This is a genomic window from Pseudaquabacterium inlustre (genome assembly GCF_038066595.1).
Classification (GTDB): Bacteria; Pseudomonadota; Gammaproteobacteria; order Burkholderiales; family Burkholderiaceae_C; genus Pseudaquabacterium; species Pseudaquabacterium inlustre.
Genome location: NZ_JBBUTH010000007.1, coordinates 492,281 through 510,121, shown reverse-complemented (window position 1 = coordinate 510,121; position 17,841 = coordinate 492,281). Strand labels below are relative to the sequence as shown.

Sequence of the window (17,841 nt, the reverse complement as noted above, 5' to 3'; positions counted from 1 at the left end):
GGAGACCCCCGTGATGAACCGTCGCCTCTTCCACACCGTTGCCTGGGCTGCAGCGCTGGCCGCCGGCGTCACCGCCGCGCCCGCCACTTTCGCCCAGGGCAAGGGCGAGGTGAAGATCGCGCTGATCGCCAGCAAGACCGGCCCGCTGGAAGCCTTTGCCAAGCAGACCATCGTCGGCTTCAACCTGGGCCTGGAATACGCCACCAACGGCACCATGACCGTGGCCGGCAAGAAGCTGGTGGTGATCGAGAAGGACGACCAGGGCAAGCCCGACGTGGGCAAGAACCTGCTGGCCCAGGCCTATGCCGACGACAAGGTCGACATCGCCGTCGGCCCCACCGCCAGCCCGGTGGCGCTGGCCATGCTGCCGGTGGCCGAGGAGTACAAGAAGATCCTGCTGGTGGAGCCGGCCGTGGCCGACAGCATCACCGGCGACAAGTGGAACAAGTACATCTTCCGCACCGGCCGCAACAGCAGCCAGGACGCCATCGCCAACGCCGCAGCACTCGACAAGGCCGGCACCAACATCGTCACGCTGGCGCAGGACAACGCCTTCGGCAAGGACGGCGTCAAGGCCTTCAAGGACGCGGTGAAGAAGGCCAAGCTGGTGCACGAGGAGTACCTGCCCGCGGCCACCAGCGACTTCACGGCCGCCGCCCAGCGCATCATCGAGAAGCTGAAGGACCAGCCGGGCCGCAAGATCGTGTGGATCATCTGGGCGGGTGGCAACCCGTTCAAGATCGCTGACCTGGACCTGAAGCGCTACAACATCGAGATCGCCACCGGCGGCAACATCCTGCCGGCGATGACCGCGTACAAGCAGTTCCCCGGCATGGAGGGCGGCCTGTACTACTACTTCGGCATCCCGAAGAACAAGGTCAACGAGTGGCTGGTGGCCAACCACTACACCAAGTACAAGAACCCGCCCGACTTCTTCACCGCCGGCGGCATGAGCGCGGCCATCGCCGTGGTGGAGGCGCTGAAGAAGACCAATGGCGACACGGCCACCAACAAGCTCATCAGCACCATGGAGGGCATGAGCTTCGACACGCCCAAGGGCAAGATGACCTTCCGCAAGGAAGATCACCAGGCCATGCAGGACATGTACCACTTCAAGATCAAGGTCGATCCGGCGTTCCCGTGGGGCGTGCCGGAGCTGGTGCGCGAGATCAAGGCGTCCGAGATGGACGTGCCGATCCGCAATAAACGCTGACGCCAGCGACCTGAAGGAACCTCCCCCGCTGTCAGTCGGAGGCGCGGGGGTTCCCGCGGCAGGTGGCGCACAAGACGCCGCCGCCGCACCCCACCACTGAGGAGACAACCCCATGGTTCAACCGGCCCGTTCCGGCCGGCTGGGCAGCGCTTTGCTGTTCGCCGCCGCACTCACCCCGATCGCGATGTTGCACACCACCGTCCATGCCGCCAGTGCACTGCCCGCGCTGGTGCTCGACAAGACCCAGACCACGGTCTCGGGCCTGTCGTCGGGCGGCTTCATGGCCGTGCAGCTGCACGTGGCCTACTCGGCCACCTTTGCCAAGGGTGCCGGCGTGGTGGCCGGCGGGCCGTTCTACTGCGCCGAGGGTTCGGTGACCAATGCCACCGGCCGCTGCATGGCGCACAACACCAGCATCCCGGTGGCCACGCTCGTCAGCACCACCAAGAGCTGGGCCACCAGCGGCTATATCGACCCCGTGGCCAACCTGCAGAACAGCAAGGTCTACCTGTACTCGGGCACCAGCGACAACACGGTCAAGCAGGCGGTGATGAACGACCTGCAGACCTACTACGCCAGCTTCGTGCCGTCGGCCAATGTGGTCTACAAGAACAACATCGCTTCCGGCCACGCGATGATCACCGACGACACCGGATCGAGCTGCGCCACCACCGCGTCGCCCTACATCAACAACTGCGGTTTCGACCTGGCCGGCGCCATGCTGCAGCAGCTGTACGGCACGCTGAACGCGCGCAACAACGGCACGCTGGGTGGCAGCTTCATCGAGTACGACCAGACGGCCTTCATCACCGGCCACGGCATGGCCACCACCGGCTGGGCCTACGTGCCGGCCGCGTGCAGCACGGGCAGCACCTGCAAGCTGCACGTGGTGCTGCACGGCTGCAAGCAGAACACCGCCGACATCGGCACGCAGTACGTCAAGAACACCGGCTACAACCGCTGGGCCGACACCAACAAGATCGTGATGCTCTACCCGCAGACGGGCACCGGCGCCACCAACAGCTGCTGGGACTGGTGGGGCTACGACAATGCCAACTACAGCAAGAAGAGCGGCCCGCAGATGGCGGCCGTGAAGGCCATGGTGGACAAGCTGGGCAGCGGCACGCCGCCCGCCAACCTGGCCGCACCCACGGGAGTGGCCACCTCGGGCGCCACAGCCAGCAGCCTGGTGGTGAGCTGGGGCAGCGTGAGCGGCGCCGCGGGCTACAACGTGTACCGCGCGGCCACCAAGGCCAATGCCACGCTGGTGGCCGGCACCAGCTACACCGACACCGGCCTGGCCAGCGGCACCACCTACAGCTACACCGTGCGCGCGGTGGACGCCAATGGCGCCGAAGGCCCCGCGTCGGCCACGGCCACCGGCACCACCACCGGCACGGCGGCGGTGTGCTTCACCGCCAGCAACTACGCCCACACCACGGCCGGCCGCGCCTACCAGAGCGGGGGCAACACCTTCGCCAATGGCAGCAACCAGGCCATGGGGCTGTGGAACACCTTCACCACCACCACGCTGAAGCAGACCGGCCCGAACTACTACGTGATCGGCACCTGTCCCTGACCGGCGCCCTTTGAAGTCCCGCCCCGCACCCATGCTCGAAACCAAGAACCTCACCATCCGCTTCGGCGGCCACGTGGCGGTGGACCATGTGTCGTGCGCCTTCGCGCCCGGCACGCTCACCGCCATCGTCGGCCCCAATGGCGCCGGCAAGACCACCTACTTCAACCTGATCTCGGGCCAGCTGCCGGCCAGCGAGGGGCAGGTGCTGCTGGATGGTGAGGACATCACCGCGCTGCCCGCCCCGCTGCGCACGCGGCGTGGGTTGGGGCGGGCCTTCCAGCTGACGCAACTGTTCCCCAACCTCACCGTGCGCGAGAACGTGCGCCTGGCCATCCAGGCGCGCGAGGCGGGCCGCGGCCAAGGCGGCGGCCTGGGTGGCGTGGACCTGCTGCGCGTGTGGCTGGACCGCCAGACCTGGATCGCCGAGGCGCAAGCCATCCTGCAGCAGGTGCGCCTGGCCGACAAGCACGACGTGCACGCCAGCGCCCTGCCGCACGGCGACCAACGCAAGCTCGAGGTGGCGATGCTGATCGCCCTCGACCCCAAGGTGTTCATGTTCGACGAACCCACCGCCGGCATGAGCGTGGACGAGGTGCCAGTGATCCTGGACCTCATCCGCGCACTCAAGCAACGACGCGACTGCACCATCCTGCTCGTGGAGCACAAGATGGACGTGGTGCGCGAACTGAGTGACCGCATCATCGTGCTGCACAACGGCCAGCTGGTGGCCGATGGCGAGCCGGCCACGGTGATCGCGTCGCCCGTCGTCCAGCAAGCCTACCTGGGCATGGCGGCGGAGGAGCCGGCATGAGCACCAGCCCCATCCTCACGCTCAAGGGCGTGCACACCCACATCGGCGCGTACCACATCCTGCATGGTGTGGACTTCGAGGTGCCGGCCGGCGAGGTGACCATGCTGCTGGGCCGCAACGGCGCCGGCAAGACCACCACGCTGCGCACCATCATGGGCTTGTGGCAGGCCAGCCAGGGGCAGCTGAGCTTCAAGGGCCAACCCTTGAACGGCCTGGCCACGCCCGACATCGCCACGCGCGGCATCGCCTACGTGCCCGAGAACATGGGCATCTTCAGCGACCTGACGGTCAAGGACAACATGGTGCTGGCCGCGCGCGCGGCGCGCCATGCCGGTGAGCTGGACACGCAGCGGCTGGAATGGATCTTTGGCCTGTTTCCGGCGCTGAAGAAGTTCTGGCTCTACCCAGCCGGCAAGTTGAGCGGCGGCCAGAAGCAGATGCTGGCCGTGGCCCGTGCCATCTGCGAGCCGCGCGCGCTGATCCTGATCGACGAGCCCAGCAAGGGCCTGGCGCCCTCGATCATCCAGAACCTGGTGACGGCCTTCAACGAGCTCAAGCGCCAGCAGACCACCATCCTGCTGGTGGAGCAGAACTTCATGATGGCCAAGGCACTGGGCGACAGCGTGGCCGTGATGGACGACGGCCGCGTGGTGCACCGCGGCCGCATGAAGGAACTGGCCGAGGACGAATCGCTGCAACAACGCCTGCTGGGCCTTTCTCTGGGAGCGCATCAATGAGCGCCGCCACCGCCACTGCCGCGCCGGCCGCCGCCGCCGCGGCCATCCCGAAGGCCAGCTTCGACTGGAAGCCGATTGTCCTGCTGCTGGCCTTGATGGCCATCGGCCTGCCGGCCGTGGGCAGCGGCAGCACCTGGGTCACGCTGACCGTGGCCGGCCTGGCCATGGGCCTGATCATCTTCGTCATCGCCTCGGGTCTGACGCTGGTGTTCGGCCTGATGGACGTGCTGAACTTCGGCCACGGCGTGTTCATCGCGTTGGGTGCCTTCGTGGCCACCAGCGTGGTGGGCGGCATGGCCGGCTGGGCGGGTGATTCGGGCCTGAACCAGATCGTCAGCATCTTCGCGGCGATGCTGGTGGCCATGGCCGTGGCCGGCGCCATCGGCTGGGCCTTCGAGCGCGTGATCGTGCGGCCGGTGTACGGCCTGCACCTGAAGCAGATATTGATCACGATGGGCGGCATGATCGTCGGCGAGGAGATCATCAAGGTGATCTGGGGCCCGCTGCAGATCGCGCTGCCGCTGCCCGAGGTGCTGCGCGGCGCGTGGTACCTGGGGGATGCGGCAGTCGAGAAGTACCGCGTGCTGGCCTCGCTGATCGGCATGGCGGTGTTCGCGGCCATGGTATTCACGCTCAACCGCACCAAGGTGGGCCTGCTGATCCGCGCCGGCGTGCAGGACCGCGAGATGGTGGAAAGCCTGGGCTACCGCATCAAGCGCCTGTTCGTCGGCGTGTTCGTGGCCGGTTCGGGCCTGGCCGGCCTGGGCGGCGTGCTGTGGGGCCTGTATCAGCAGAACGTGACGCCGCAGATCGGCGCGCAGGTCAACACGCTGACCTTCATCGTCATCATCATCGGCGGCCTGGGCAGCACGCTGGGCTGCTTCGTCGGTGCGCTGCTGGTGGGGCTGATGGCTAACTACACCGGCTTCCTGGCGCCCAAGGTGGCGCTGTTCTCGAACATCGGGTTGATGGTGGCCATCCTGCTGTGGCGGCCGCAGGGCCTGTATCCCGTGACGAACCGTTGAGCGCCCGGTCATGCTGAATCGAATCCTCTCGCACGACCTGCCGCGCAGCCGCTGGCTGGCGCTGGCGCTGATCGTCATCACCGTGGCGCTGGCCGTGGCGCCCTTCGCCTTCCCCGGCAGCAAGGCGCTGGGCGTGGCGGCCAAGATGCTGGTGTTCATCCTGTTGGTGGCCAGCTACGACCTGCTGCTGGGCTACACCGGCATCGTCAGCTTCGCGCACACCATGTTCTTCGGCATCGGTGCCTATGGCGTGGCCATTGCCAGCACGCGGCTGGGGGCGGGCTGGGGCGCGGTGGCGCTGGGCCTGGGTGGGGCGCTGGGCATCTCGCTGGTGCTGTCGCTGGTGATCGGCCTGTTCTCGCTGCGGGTCAAGGCCATCTTCTACGCGATGATCACGCTGGCCGTGGCCTCGGCCTTCCAGACCCTGGCCTCGCAGCTGAGCGAGGTGACGGGAGGCGAGGACGGCCTGAGCTTCAAGAACCCCGAGGTGCTCAGCCCCAGCTTTGAGCCCTTCGAGAACCCGCTGCTGGGTGTGACGGTGGACGGCAAGCTGTTCGCCTACTACGCCATCTTCGTGGCCGTGGCGCTGCTGTTTTTGCTGCTGCTGCGCATCGTCAACTCGCCCTTCGGCCGTGTGCTGCAGGCCATCCGCGAGAACGACTTCCGGGCCGAGGCCATCGGTTTCCGCACCGTGGTGTTCCGCACGCTGAGCAATGTGCTGGCGGCGCTGTTCGCCACCGCGGCCGGCGCGCTGCTGGCGCTGTGGCTGCGCTACACCGGGCCCGACACCACGCTGAGCTTCGAGATCATGCTCGACATCCTGCTGATCGTGGTGATCGGCGGTATGGGCACGATGTATGGCGCCGTGCTGGGCAGCGTGCTGTTCGTGCTGGCGCAGAACTACCTGCAGGACCTGCTGAAGCTGGGTGCGGGCGCCGTGGAAGGCGTGCCGGTGCTCAGCGCGCTGGTCTCGCCCGACCGCTGGCTGCTGTGGCTGGGCGTGCTGTTCGTGCTGAGCGTCTACCACTTCCCCACCGGCGTGGTGGGCAAGCTGCGCGCGGCCGCGCTGCGGCTCAAGGCCTGAGACCGAGGGAGCGACAACGACCATGGAACCCACCTCGAACTACCTGGTCTGCGCCGGCCGCGAGATCCACTACATGGAATGGGGCGCGCAGCACGCCGACACCATCGTGGCCTGGCACGGCCTGGCCCGCACCGGGCGCGACATGGACGACATCGCCGCGCACCTGAGCAAGCGCTGGCGGGTGATCTGCCCCGACACCATCGGCCGCGGCCTCAGTGAATGGAGCCCGGCGCCCGACAGCGAATACTGCCTGGGTTTCTACGAGCAGCTGGCCGTGAGCCTGCTCGACCAGCTGGGCATCGCCAGCTGCCTGTGGCTGGGCACCAGCATGGGCGGCGCCATCGGCCTGCATGCGGCGGCGGGTGGCCTGCGGGGCCGCATTCGCCGCCTGGTGATGAACGACATCGGCCCCGAGCTGGCGCAGCCGGCGGTGGAGCGCATCCGCAGCTATGCCGGCAGCCCGGCGTCGTTTGCGCGCGTGAGCGAGCTGGAGCAGTACCTGCGCACGGTGTACAAGCCCTACGGCTGGTTGAGCGATGCGCAGTGGCGCCGCATGGCCGAGACCAGCACGCGTCGCCTGCCCGATGGCCGCGTGACGCCGCACTACGACCCCGCCATGGTGCGCCAGTTCATCGCCCACCCGAACGACTACGACCAGTGGCCGGCCTGGGACAGTCTGGAGATCCCGGTGCTGGTGCTGCGCGGGCAGGACAGCGACCTGCTGCTGCCCGACGTGGCCGAGGCCATGCGCAACCGCGGCCCGCGCGCCGTGGTGGTGAACCTGCCCGACTGCGGCCACGCGCCGGCGCTGAACACGCCCGAGCAGTACGCGCTGGTGGAACGCTTCTTCGCCGCGGCTTGACCCTTGCGCGACCGGGCGGGGCCGCGGCACCCGCTTTGCCCCATCGCGACTTTCGAAATCAGGAGACGAGGATGATCGAGAGCAGCAAGAAGGCCTTGTGCCTGGGCACCCTGGCCGTGGCCATGCTCGGCGCCGGCTTCACCGCGCAGGCCGGTGGCACTGTGGGCACCAGCTTCCCCAGCAACTTTCCGGTGATCGAGGACGCGTCGCTGGCCAAGCCGGTTATCGGCTTCGGCGCGGCCGGCACGGTGCAGCGCACGCCGGTGATCTTTCTGCACGGCAACAACGACACGCCGTACCCGATCAAGGGCTGCGCGCTGTTCGGCAATGCCCAGGCCTTTGCCCAGTACCTGGCCGACAACGGCTGGTCGACCAGCGAGCTGTGGGCGCTGGGCTACCAGGGCGACCAGTGCAACCTGGCGGCTGACCAGACGAACCGCTCGCGCATCGCGCACAGCAACCAGGCCAACGTGCCCGACCTGCGCCGCTTCGTGGCCGCGGTGCTGGCCTACACCGGCGCCAAGAAGGTGGACATCGTGGCCCACAGCCTGGGCGTGACGCTGGCGCGCGAGTGGATGCGCCAGGACGACGCGTACGGCCAGGTGCGCCGCTTCGTGGCGGTGGACGGGCCCAACCACGGCATCATCAACTGCAGCCCGGACGCAGCCAACTACTTCCAGGCTCCGGCGGCCGGAGGCTTCACACCCGCGAGCGAGGTGTGCCAGGAACTGGGCTCGCCGAACACGCCCTTCCTGAAGCGCCTGAACGGCGTGGGCGAGGGGCGTGATCGCGGCGAGCGCGAGGCCCGCGAGATCCCCAGCCACCCGCGCACGCTGGTGATCCGCAACACCGACGCGAGCTTCGTCTACATGCCGGTGCAGGACGGCTACATCGCCCCGGTGCCGGCGCAGGACAGCTATGGCCAGCCGACCGACTTTTCGAAGAGCGCCAGCCTCAAGGGCGCGCGCGAGATCGGCCTGACCGGCCAGGGCGTGTACGACCCGGTGCTGAAGACCGCGCACATCGGCATCTTCAACTCGCCGCAGACCTGGGCCGCGGCGGTGGAGTTCCTGGGCGGGCGTTGACCGAACCGGCGCGTCAGCCATCCACCGGCTGCGCCGGCGTCTCCAGCAGCAGCTGGTAAAAGGCCAGGTCGAGCCAGCGGCCGAACTTGAAACCCACCTGCGGCAGCGTGCCGGCATGGCGGAAGCCCAGGCCTTCGTGCAGGGCGATGCTGCCGGCATTCGACGCGTCGATGCCGCCGATCAGGGCGTGCACGCCGTTGCGGCGGGCGATGGCGATCAGCTGCTGCATCAGCTGGCGGCCGAGCCCTTGGCCGCGATGGTCCTTGTGCACGTAGACCGAGTGCTCGACGGTGTACTTGTAGGCCGGAAACGCGCGGAAGGTGCCGTAGCTGGCAAAGGCCATCAGCGTGCCCTGTGCGTCTTCCAACCCCAGCACCGGAAACGCACCCAGCGCCGGATGGCCGCGGCGCTTGGTCTCGAACCACGGTGTCATGCTCTCCAGGCTGCGCGGCTGGTAGTCGTACAGCGCGGTGGAGGTGACGATGGCGTCGTTGAAGATGTCCAGGATCGCCTGGGCATGGCGTTCGTGGGTGCAGTCGACGAGGGTGGGCTGGGTCATGGTGGCTGGCGGCGGCAGGGCCGGCTGAACATTGAATCCATCATACTGGAGCACCAATCCATTGAATTGGAATTTGTCCAGCCACTTTCCACAAGCCAGCCTGGTGGCCGCTGGCTAGAGTGGGTTGCGCAAGCCCGGCCGTTGCCTGGGCACGGGACGGGGCTGCGCGATGGGATCGGCAACTGCAACGCATGGGGCGCTCTCGGCGCCCAGCCCGCGCGCCCAGGCCTTGCTGGCCCAGGTGCAGGCCTTCATGGCGGCCGAGGTGCTGCCCGTCGAGGCGCGCTTTCGCCAGCAGTTGCGCGAGGCCGCTCCCGGCCACGCCCCGCCGCTGCTGGCCGAGCTGAAGGCCAAGGCCCGGGCGCTGGGGCTGTGGAACCTGTTCTTGCCGGGTTCGCACGGCGCGGGGCTGACCAACCTGGAATACGCGCCGCTGGCCGAGGCCATGGGCCGGGTGGAGTGGGCCAGCGAGGTCTTCAACTGCTCGGCACCCGACACCGGCAACATGGAGGTGCTGTCGCTGTACGGCACGCCGGAGCAGCAGGCACGCTGGCTGCAGCCGCTGCTGGACGGCGAGATCCGCTCGGCCTTCTCGATGACCGAGCCGGCGGTGGCCTCGAGTGACGCCACCAACATCCAGTGCAGCATCACGCGCGATGGCGACCACTACGTCATCCACGGGCGCAAGTGGTACAGCTCGGGCGCGATGAACGCGGCCTGCCAACTGCTGATCGTGATGGGCAAGACCGCGCCCGATCACCCCGACCGCCACCGCCAGCAGTCGATGATCCTGGTGCCGCGCGACACGCCGGGCGTGACCATCGTGCGCGACATGCAGGCCTTCGGCTATGACCATGCGCCGGGCGGCCACCCTGAGATCGTGTTCGATAACGTACGGGTGCCGGCGGCCAACCTGCTGCTGGGCGAAGGGCGTGGCTTCGAGGTCGCGCAGGGCCGCTTGGGCCCCGGCCGCATCCACCATTGCATGCGCCTGATCGGCTGCGCCCAGCGGGCGCTGGAGCTGATGTGCCAGCGCGCCAACAGCCGCATCGCCTTCGGCAAGCCGCTGGGCGAGATGGGCTCGGTGCGAGAAGACATCGCCCGCTCGCACTGCGAGATCACGCAGGCGCGGCTGCTCACGCTGGCCGCTGCCGACAAGATGGACCGCGAGGGCAACAAGGCCGCGCGCGACCTCATCGCCGCGGCCAAGATCGTGGTGCCGCAGATGGCGGCCACGGTGATCGACCGCGCGATCCAGATCCACGGCGCGGCCGGCGTGTCGCAGGACACCTTTCTGGCCGAGGCCTACGTCTATGCCCGCTTCATCCGCATCGGCGACGGGCCCGACCAGGTGCACCTGGCCGCACTGGGCAAACAACTTCTCAAGGAATTCGCATGACGACCACAACGATGAAGGCCGTGCTCTGCCAGCAATACGGCCCGCCCGAAAGCCTGGTGGTGCAGGACGTGCCCATGCCTCAGCCCGGCCCCGGCCAGGTGCGCGTGGCGGTGCATGCCGCGTCGGCCAACTTCCCCGACACGCTGATCATCGAAAACAAGTACCAGTTCAAGCCGCCGCTGCCCTTCTCGCCCGGTGGCGAGGTGGCCGGCACGGTGGATGCAGTGGGCGATGGCGTCACGGCGTTCAAGGCCGGCGACCGCGTGATCGCCGCCTGCGGCTGGGGTGGCTTTGCCGAACAGGTGGTGGTGGATGCGGGCAAGCTGACGCCGCTGCCCGAGGGCATTGCGATGGATGCCGCGGCCTCGCTGCTGGTGACCTACGGCACCACGCATTACGCGCTGCGTGAGCGTGCGCATCTGCAACCCGGTGAAACGCTGTTGGTGCTGGGTGCGGCCGGCGGCACGGGCCTGTCGGCCATCGAGCTGGGCAAGCGCATGGGCGCGCGCGTGATCGCCGCGGCCTCCAGCGACGAGAAGCTGGCCGTGTGCCGCCAGATGGGCGCCGACGAGACCATCAACTACGCCACCGAAGACCTGCGCGCCGGCTTGAAGCGCCTGACCGGCGATGTGGGCGTCGACGTGGTCTACGACCCCGTGGGCGGCGCCTACACCGAGGCCGCGCTGCGCGGCACGGCCTGGAACGGCCGCTACCTGGTGATCGGCTTCACCACCGGCGAGATCCCGCGCCCGCCGCTGAATCTGGCGCTGCTGAAGGGCTGCGCCATCGTCGGCGTGTTCTACGGTGCCTTCAATGCCAAGCAGCCCGCCCGTTCCGCCGAGCTCACGGCCGAACTGCTGGGCTGGCTGAAGGACGGCAGCATCCGCCCGCACATCGCCCAGCGCCTGCCGCTGGAGCAGGCGGCGCAGGCGCTGCGCACGCTGGCCGACCGCCGGGCCACCGGCAAGATCGTCATCAGCACGGCGCTGGGGCGGCGCCACGGCGTGGCGGGCGAGTCGCGCGGTTGACGGTGCCCGCCCCGCCTGGGCGGCACACTGCGCGGCATTCCTTCCCCCTGCACCACGAACCCATGGCCTTCGAACCCACCCCGCGCGTTGCCGAACTGCAGGCCCGCCTGCAGGCCTTCATGGCCGAGCACATCTACCCCAACGAGGCCCGCCACATGGCCGAGGCCGAGAAGCTGGGGCCGTTCGCGGTGCACCCCATCATCGAGGAGCTCAAGCCCAAGGCCCGCGCCGCCGGGCTGTGGAACCTGTTCCTGCCCAAGGACACGGCCGAGCTGGCGAGCCGCGTGCTGGAGCCCGGCCAGGGCGGCGCCGGCCTGACCAACCTGGAATACGCCCACCTGTGCGAGATCATGGGCCGCTCGGTGCTGGCGCCCGAGGTCTTCAACTGCGGCGCGCCCGACACCGGCAACATGGAGGTGCTGGCCCGCTACGGCACCGACGCGCACCGTGAGCAGTGGCTCAAGCCCCTGCTGGCCGGCGAGATCCGCAGCTGCTTCGCGATGACCGAGCCCGCCGTGGCCTCGAGCGACGCCACCAACATCGAGAGCTTGATCCGCCGCGACGGCGACGAGTACGTGATCAACGGCCACAAGTGGTACACCACCGGCGCCAGCGATCCACGCTGCAAGATCAGCATCTTCATGGGCAAGACCGATCCGGACAACCCGAACCGGCACCTGCAGCAATCGATGATTCTGGTGCCGATGGACAGCCCGGGCATCGAAGTGAAGCGCTCGCTGCCGGTGTTCGGCTTCTACGGCATGCCCGACCGCGCCAGCGAAGTCACCTTCACCAATGTGCGCGTGCCGGCGACCAACATGCTGCTGGGCGAGGGCCGCGGTTTCGAGATCGCGCAGGGCCGGCTCGGCCCCGGCCGCATCCACCACTGCATGCGCCTGATCGGCCTGGCCGAGCGTGCGCTGGAGCGCATGTGCACGCGCAGCCTGCAGCGCGTGGCCTTCGGCAAGCGCGTGGCCGACCAGGGCGTCACCATCGAGCGCATCGCGCAGGCCCGCATCCTGATCGAGCAGACGCGGCTCTTGACGCTGAACGCCGCGCACAAGATGGACACCGTGGGCAACAAGGAGGCCAAGCTCGAGATCGCGATGATCAAGGTGGCCGCGCCCAAGATGGCCTGCCAGGTGGTGGACTGGGCCATCCAGGCCCACGGCGGCGGCGGCACCAGCAACGACTTCGGCCTGACCGTGGCCTATGCGCTGGCCCGCCTGCTGCGCCTGGCCGACGGCCCCGACGAGGTGCACGAGGCGCAGATCGGCAAGATGGAGCTCAGAAAACACAAGGCTTGAGCACCCGGCGCCGCGGGTACGCGGCGCCACCCGCCAAGCGGGTTGGCCGGCCGGGCTTGCGGGCTGAGCCCGGACACAAGGCGTCCTGGGGACGGCTTGTGCCTGGCGAAGGCCAAGAGCCTCCGGCTCTTGGCGGCCCGGCGCTTGGCCGGTGTGTGCCCTTCGGATAAACCCTGACCGGGAAGATCCCGGCGCGAACAGCCAGCTCGCACAAGAACAGGGGCACCGGGTTTTCCTATGCTGCGCGCAGGCGGTGGCTGTCGCCTGCGCAGCAACGCGCGGGGGCGGCCACCGGGATCATTCGCAGCACGCCCGCGTTGAACGGGCCACAGGAGACGAGCCCCATGCAGACGAGCCCCTGCACCGCCGCCGCCACCGCGCCGCGCCGCTGCACCAGCGCTGACCGCTTGATGTGGATCACGCCGGACCGGGTGCTCTACGTCGGCCTGCTGGGCGTGCCCTCGGTGCGCACCATGGGCGGCATCGTCGCCTATGTGGCGCTGGACGGCGACATCCAGATCCGCACCGAGCAGGGCGACGGCGGCCTGGACGGCGCCTGGCAGCGCACCCAGCTGGCCGTGGTGCAGCCCTATGTGCGCCACCAGGTGGCCTGCGACACGCGCCACATCGCGGTGCTGAAGGTCGAGCCCGAGAGCGTCGATCTGGCCCAGCTGCCGCCGCTGCTGCGCGCGCCCAGCGGCGCAGTGGACGATGCCGCGTTCGTGGCCCATGTGCGCGCCTGCCATGCCCGCCTGGCCTCGGCCGGCCGCAACCTCGACCTGCAGCTCGAAGACTTCGACCACCTGCTGTTCGGCCGCGCGCTGGCGCCGCGCCAGATCGACCCGCGCATCGCCGCCGTGCTCGAACGCATCAAGCGCGACCCGGCCGCCCCGGCCATGGCCGAGGAGTTCGCGGTGCAGGCGCGGCTGTCGTTCTCGCGCTTCCTGCACCTGTTCAAGCAGGAGGTGGGTGCGCCGTTCCGCAGCTTCCGCACCTGGAAGCGCGCGCGCAGCCTGCTGCACTACGTCAACCGCGAGACCAATCTGGCCCATGTGGCGCTGGATGCGGGCTACCCCGACAGCACGCACTTCAGCCACTCGATCCGGCAGGTGTACGGGCTGAAGCCGCGCGACATCTTCGCCGGCAGCCGCAAGCTGCGGGTCATCGACCCGCTGCCGCCGCGCGACGGCCAGCGGCTCGGATTCTGACGAAGGCCCCTGCCGCTCAGGGCGTGCGCATGCGGCAGCGCGTGGGCGGCGGCTCGGCCACCTCGTTGCAGCGCGTGAAGGCTTCGGCCTTGAGGCCACCGAGCACGGTGCGGTAGGGCGCGAAGCAGTCCAGGCTTTCCTGGTACAGGCGTTGCCAGGTGGCGCAGTCGGTGCGCTCGTCGGGCAGCCGCGCCGGACGCTTGGGCACCGGCGCCGAGGCGGCCGAGGCCGGCGCGCGTGCGGCACTGGCCGCGCTGGCAGCCGACGTCGCCGCTGCGGCCCCCAGCGCCGCGGCCCGCGCCTTGTCGCGCCGGGCGCGTTCCTGCGCCTGCTGCTGCTCCTGCGCGCTGGGCGCGGTGGCCGGGCCGTCGATGGCGCGGGCGCGCTCGCGGTAGCGCTCGGGCACGGTTTCGCCGTAGTGCACCCGGCCCTCGTCGTCCTGCCAGCGGTACACGGTGGCGGCGTGGGCGGCGGCACACAGCCACAGGCCGAGCACCACCGCCGTCATGCGCGTGGCCAGGCCGTGCGCGGCCAGGGTCGGGCTGAGCGGCATCACGCGGCCATCAGGTGGGTGAGCGGGCCAGCCAGGTGGCGCTGCCAGTCGCTCTCGTTGTGGCCGCTGCCCTCGTGCACCAGGCTGCGAAAGCGCGGCGGTGCGAAGCCGCGCTCGGCCATCAGCGCATCCACCTGCGACTGGGCCTCGTCGTACAGCGCGTCCAGTTCGCGGGTGCCGCGGTCCATCCACAGCCGCACGCTGTCGGGCGGCGGCAGCCGGCTGCGCAGGTAGCGCAGTGCGGCATCGGGCACCGCCCGGTTGCGCTCGAAGCTGCCGATCCAGTGCGTGCTGAGGCAGCCCGCCGCGCCGAACACCTGCGGATGCTCGCACAGGCCGTACAGGCTGATCAGGCCACCCATGCTGGAGCCCATCAGCGCGGTGTGCTCACGCGCCGGCCGCGTGGCGTAGCGTGCGTCGACGGCCGGCTTCAGCTCCTCGACCAGGAAACGCAGGTAGGCATCGCTGCGCGGCGCGCCCTGCAGTGCCCGCTCGGCCAGGGCCTGGCGCCAGGCGTCGTCCAGCAGCGCCAGCCAGGCCTGCGGAAAGTACTCGGCAAACCGCAGCGCGCCGTTGTTCCACGGGCCCACCACGATGAACGGGCGCAGCACGCCCTGCGCCAGCAGCGGCGCGGCCACCTGGTCGACCGCCCAGGCCTGGCGGTTCCAGGTGGTGGCGGCGTCGAACAGCATCTGGCCGTCGTGCATGTACAGAACGGCGTGCGGGGTGCGGCCGTCGTAGGTGGGCGGCAGCCACACCTCCACCGGCCGGGTGTCCACATGGCGCGATCGGAAGGCCGGCCAGCGCTCCAGGCGGCCGAAACGCACCTGCGGGCTGGCGCTTTGCGTCGCACCGTCTTTCGCCGCCGACAGGCCTGGCAGGCCGGCGCCCAGCGCGGTGGACGACAACTGCTGGAGCACGGTGCGGCGCGAGCGGGGCATGGTCAGGCGGTGCGGACGGTGGTGTGGACGGTGGTGCAGACGGTCGTGGGGGCGCTCAGGCGCTGGCCGGCCGGTGGATGCGGTAGCGCAAGCCGGGCTTGCCGCCAAACTGCGCCGGCTTGGTGAAGGTCTCCACCAGTTGCCCGCCATTGGCCAGGATCACGCGCTGCGAGGCCAGGTTGTCGGGATCGGTGGTCAGCTCCACGTAGGACAGGCCCACCGCCCAGGCCTCGGGCAGCAGGGCCGCCAGCGCCTGGGTGGCCAGGCCTTGGCGCTGCTTCCAGGGCACCACGGCATAGCCGATGTGGCCCAGGCAGTGCGGCGGCAGCGCGGTGGTGCCGGGCTGCCAGCGCAGGTTGAGGCTGCCGCAGAACCCGCCGTCCCAGATCCAGCGGCGAAAGCCGGGGATGCGCTGCACCATCGAACCATCGGGCAGCGTGACCGGCGGGCCCTTGGCCTCGCCATCGTCCATCGCGTCCAGAAAGGCCGCGGCGTCCTGGCCGATGCGCTGCAGTTCCTCGGCCGCCGCAGCCGCGCCGCGGACGTTGTCGGCCGACCAGCCGCGCTGCAGCGCGGCGGTGTAGCTGTCGAGGTGCTGAGGCTGGGGGCGGACGAGTTGCATGGCCCGCTTTATACCGTCGGCGGCGCGGCCTTTCAGCCCGGGATGTCGGGCTCCACCAGCTGGGCCAGCTGGGCCAGCGATTCCTGCCAGCCCAGATAGCACATTTCCAGCGGAATGGCCTCGGGGATGCCGCTTTGCGACACCGACAGCTCGGTGCCGCACAGCACCGGCTTCAGGTCCACCGTCACCACCAGTTCTCCGGGCAGGTTCGGGTCGTCGAAGCGGTCGGTGTAGCGGATGCGTTCGTGCGGCACCAGTTCCAGGTAATCGCCGCCGAAGGCATGGCCGTTGCCGGTGGAGAAGTTGCGAAAGCTCATGCGGAAGCCGCCGCCCACGCGGGGGTCGAACTGGTGCACCTGGCAGGTGAAGCCGTAGGGCGGCAGCCACTTGGCCAGCGCCTCGGCGTCCAGGAAGGCGCGGTACAGCTTCTCGGGGGTGGTGCGCAGCACGCGGTGCAGGCGGACGGTGCGGTCGGTGCAGTCGGTCATGGGGGAGCTCCCGGTGGCAGGGCGGTGTCAGCGCCGCGCCACCGCGCCGCTGCCCACCGCCGTGTAGGCGTCGTTGATGCGGCCGAAGCTGGCCTCGCGCTCGGCCTCGATGAAGGCGCGCAGCCCGTCGATCTGGAAGGGCCGCAGCGCCGACACATGGTGTAGCGCGATCTCGGCGGCCAGCGCCCAGTCGACATGGCCGGCGTCGGGGTCGAGCCACAGCGGCGCCTCGGCCGCCTCGGCCGGCCGCGCGGCCAGCAGGGCATCGGCCGCCGCCTCGGCCGGCAGCGGCGCCAGCAGCACCAGCCGGGGCCACCGGCCGGGATGCGGCGCATCCAGCCCTGGCGGCGCCCACAGCACCAGCAGGCGCTGGGCCTCGTAGCTTTCCACCACCGGGGCCGTGCCGGGGGCGGCACCGGCCGGGGTGACGAACTCGGTGCTGGCCGCCAGCACCTCGCGTTGCGCCCCGATCCAGGCGCCGGGCTGCCAGCGTGGCAGCACGCGGGGATCGGCGGTGCGGCGCAGTTGCAGCGCCTGCGGATCGGGCTGCCAGTCCACCGTCGCCTGGGCCGAGGCCTCGGCCGCCTGGGCCGCCGCCGCGCTGGCCGCACGGCCGATGCCGTCCAGCAGCGCGGCGTTCTGCGCCGCGTCGGCTGCGGCAGCCGGGGGCACGCGCGGCAGTTCCACCACCGGCACATCGGTCACGTCGTCGGCGGTCCAGCGCTCGCCGTTGCGCAGCGTGCCGCCCTTGTGGCGGGCGGCGGCGGTGCTGCGCTCGGGGTTCAGCCGGGCCGTCAGGCCCGACAGGTCGATGAGGTCGTCGTCGGCCCCGGCGGCGGGCGGGCTGGTGGGCCGCATGCGGCGCAGGAAGTCGTCCAGCGCGTGCGTGGGGTCGGGCATGCCGGCGGCGTCGGCCGGGTCGTCGGGGCGCGTGCTCATGGGGCGATTCTGCGCCGGCCGCGGCGCGGTTCGTCGCGGCGTCACGCCCCTGTCACGGGGGATTCAACTGCCGCGGCGAAGATGCGCTGGCGGCGACGCTCAGGCGGTGGCGTTCAGTCGGCGGCGGCCAGGCGCTGGTGCCGGCGGTCCTGCCATCGGCTGCGCGCCAGCGCCAGGCACTCCAGCAGGCCGAAGGCCAGCGCCGCGGCGATCACCGCCCAGTGGCCGATGGCCGGGCCGGCCGCGCGCAGGATGCGGGCGGTGCGCGCCGCGCCGGGCGACGCCACCGACGAAGGGACATGCGAGGGATGTGTCATGCGAAGAATCTCCAGCCGGGCGGCGCGGGGCCGGGCCCGCAGCGGGCCAGTCTGCGCGGCGTGCATGACGGCGGCGTGACCGTA

At 70.0% G+C, this 17,841-nt stretch carries 19 protein-coding genes; 12 read left to right on the top strand and 7 right to left on the bottom strand.

Annotated features, from left to right (window positions below):
• Positions 1 to 13 precede the first annotated feature (13 nt).
• From AACH10_RS13835 to AACH10_RS13800, 8 genes are all read left to right on the top strand, one after another.
• Positions 14 to 1,213 carry a substrate-binding domain-containing protein gene (locus tag AACH10_RS13835; RefSeq protein WP_341411012.1) on the top strand — a complete coding sequence of 400 codons (1,200 nt, stop codon included), beginning with the start codon at positions 14 to 16 and terminating at the stop codon, positions 1,211 to 1,213.
• A 112-nt stretch (positions 1,214 to 1,325) separates the two neighbouring features.
• Positions 1,326 to 2,792, top strand: a complete 1,467-nt coding sequence (locus tag AACH10_RS13830; protein ID WP_423228602.1) for an extracellular catalytic domain type 2 short-chain-length polyhydroxyalkanoate depolymerase — start codon at positions 1,326 to 1,328, stop codon at positions 2,790 to 2,792.
• A gap of 31 nt (positions 2,793 to 2,823) precedes the next feature.
• Complete coding sequence (locus tag AACH10_RS13825; protein WP_341411011.1) at positions 2,824 to 3,603, top strand: ABC transporter ATP-binding protein; 780 nt, start codon at positions 2,824 to 2,826, stop codon at positions 3,601 to 3,603.
• Complete coding sequence (locus tag AACH10_RS13820; protein ID WP_341411010.1) at positions 3,600 to 4,340, top strand: ABC transporter ATP-binding protein; 741 nt, start codon at positions 3,600 to 3,602, stop codon at positions 4,338 to 4,340. Before AACH10_RS13825 ends, AACH10_RS13820 begins: the two co-directional genes overlap by 4 nt.
• A 95-nt stretch (positions 4,341 to 4,435) precedes the next feature.
• Positions 4,436 to 5,365: a branched-chain amino acid ABC transporter permease gene (locus AACH10_RS13815; protein WP_341411172.1), complete on the top strand. Its 930-nt coding sequence runs from the start codon at positions 4,436 to 4,438 to the stop codon at positions 5,363 to 5,365.
• Positions 5,366 to 5,375: 10 nt separating this feature from the next.
• A complete protein-coding gene (locus AACH10_RS13810; protein WP_341411009.1) occupies positions 5,376 to 6,449 on the top strand; it encodes a branched-chain amino acid ABC transporter permease in 1,074 nt (357 codons plus the stop codon).
• Positions 6,450 to 6,471: 22 nt separating this feature from the next.
• Entirely contained in the window at positions 6,472 to 7,311 is an 840-nt protein-coding gene (locus tag AACH10_RS13805; RefSeq protein WP_341411008.1) for an alpha/beta fold hydrolase, read from the top strand.
• A gap of 71 nt (positions 7,312 to 7,382) precedes the next feature.
• Complete coding sequence (locus AACH10_RS13800) at positions 7,383 to 8,396, top strand: esterase/lipase family protein (protein ID WP_341411007.1); 1,014 nt, start codon at positions 7,383 to 7,385, stop codon at positions 8,394 to 8,396.
• Between the two features lie 13 nt (positions 8,397 to 8,409).
• Here AACH10_RS13800 and AACH10_RS13795 read toward each other — a convergent pair whose 3' ends face one another.
• Positions 8,410 to 8,955 (bottom strand): GNAT family N-acetyltransferase, encoded by a 546-nt coding sequence (locus AACH10_RS13795; protein ID WP_341411006.1) that lies wholly within the window; start codon positions 8,953 to 8,955, stop codon positions 8,410 to 8,412.
• A gap of 169 nt (positions 8,956 to 9,124) precedes the next feature.
• Between AACH10_RS13795 and AACH10_RS13790 the strand changes: the two genes are divergently transcribed.
• The 4 genes from AACH10_RS13790 (at position 9,125) to AACH10_RS13775 (ending at position 13,897) form a co-directional block, all read left to right on the top strand.
• A complete protein-coding gene (locus AACH10_RS13790; RefSeq protein WP_341411005.1) occupies positions 9,125 to 10,354 on the top strand; it encodes an acyl-CoA dehydrogenase family protein in 1,230 nt (409 codons plus the stop codon).
• Positions 10,355 to 10,365: 11 nt separating this feature from the next.
• Positions 10,366 to 11,382: an NADPH:quinone oxidoreductase family protein gene (locus AACH10_RS13785; RefSeq protein WP_341411171.1), complete on the top strand. Its 1,017-nt coding sequence runs from the start codon at positions 10,366 to 10,368 to the stop codon at positions 11,380 to 11,382.
• Positions 11,383 to 11,444: 62 nt separating this feature from the next.
• Positions 11,445 to 12,689, top strand: a complete 1,245-nt coding sequence (locus AACH10_RS13780; protein WP_341411004.1) for an acyl-CoA dehydrogenase family protein — start codon at positions 11,445 to 11,447, stop codon at positions 12,687 to 12,689.
• A 344-nt stretch (positions 12,690 to 13,033) separates the two neighbouring features.
• Complete coding sequence (locus AACH10_RS13775; RefSeq protein WP_341411003.1) at positions 13,034 to 13,897, top strand: helix-turn-helix transcriptional regulator; 864 nt, start codon at positions 13,034 to 13,036, stop codon at positions 13,895 to 13,897.
• A gap of 16 nt (positions 13,898 to 13,913) precedes the next feature.
• On the opposite strand, the gene AACH10_RS13770 is transcribed toward AACH10_RS13775, so the two are convergent.
• The 6 genes from AACH10_RS13770 to AACH10_RS13745 all read right to left on the bottom strand — a co-directional run bounded on the left by AACH10_RS13770 (position 13,914) and on the right by AACH10_RS13745 (position 17,757).
• Positions 13,914 to 14,450, bottom strand: a complete 537-nt coding sequence (locus tag AACH10_RS13770) for a DUF4124 domain-containing protein (RefSeq protein WP_341411002.1) — start codon at positions 14,448 to 14,450, stop codon at positions 13,914 to 13,916.
• On the bottom strand, positions 14,450 to 15,391 hold the full coding sequence (locus AACH10_RS13765) for an alpha/beta hydrolase (protein ID WP_341411001.1): 942 nt from the start codon (positions 15,389 to 15,391) through the stop codon (positions 14,450 to 14,452). Before AACH10_RS13765 ends, AACH10_RS13770 begins: the two co-directional genes overlap by 1 nt.
• 55 nt (positions 15,392 to 15,446) lie before the next feature.
• Positions 15,447 to 16,013 (bottom strand): GNAT family N-acetyltransferase, encoded by a 567-nt coding sequence (locus tag AACH10_RS13760; RefSeq protein WP_341411000.1) that lies wholly within the window; start codon positions 16,011 to 16,013, stop codon positions 15,447 to 15,449.
• Between the two features lie 32 nt (positions 16,014 to 16,045).
• Complete coding sequence (locus tag AACH10_RS13755) at positions 16,046 to 16,501, bottom strand: SRPBCC family protein (protein WP_341410999.1); 456 nt, start codon at positions 16,499 to 16,501, stop codon at positions 16,046 to 16,048.
• A 27-nt stretch (positions 16,502 to 16,528) separates the two neighbouring features.
• Positions 16,529 to 17,440, bottom strand: a complete 912-nt coding sequence (locus AACH10_RS13750; protein WP_341410998.1) for a hypothetical protein — start codon at positions 17,438 to 17,440, stop codon at positions 16,529 to 16,531.
• Positions 17,441 to 17,553: 113 nt separating this feature from the next.
• A complete protein-coding gene (locus AACH10_RS13745; protein ID WP_341410997.1) occupies positions 17,554 to 17,757 on the bottom strand; it encodes a hypothetical protein in 204 nt (67 codons plus the stop codon).
• Positions 17,758 to 17,841 lie beyond the last annotated feature (84 nt).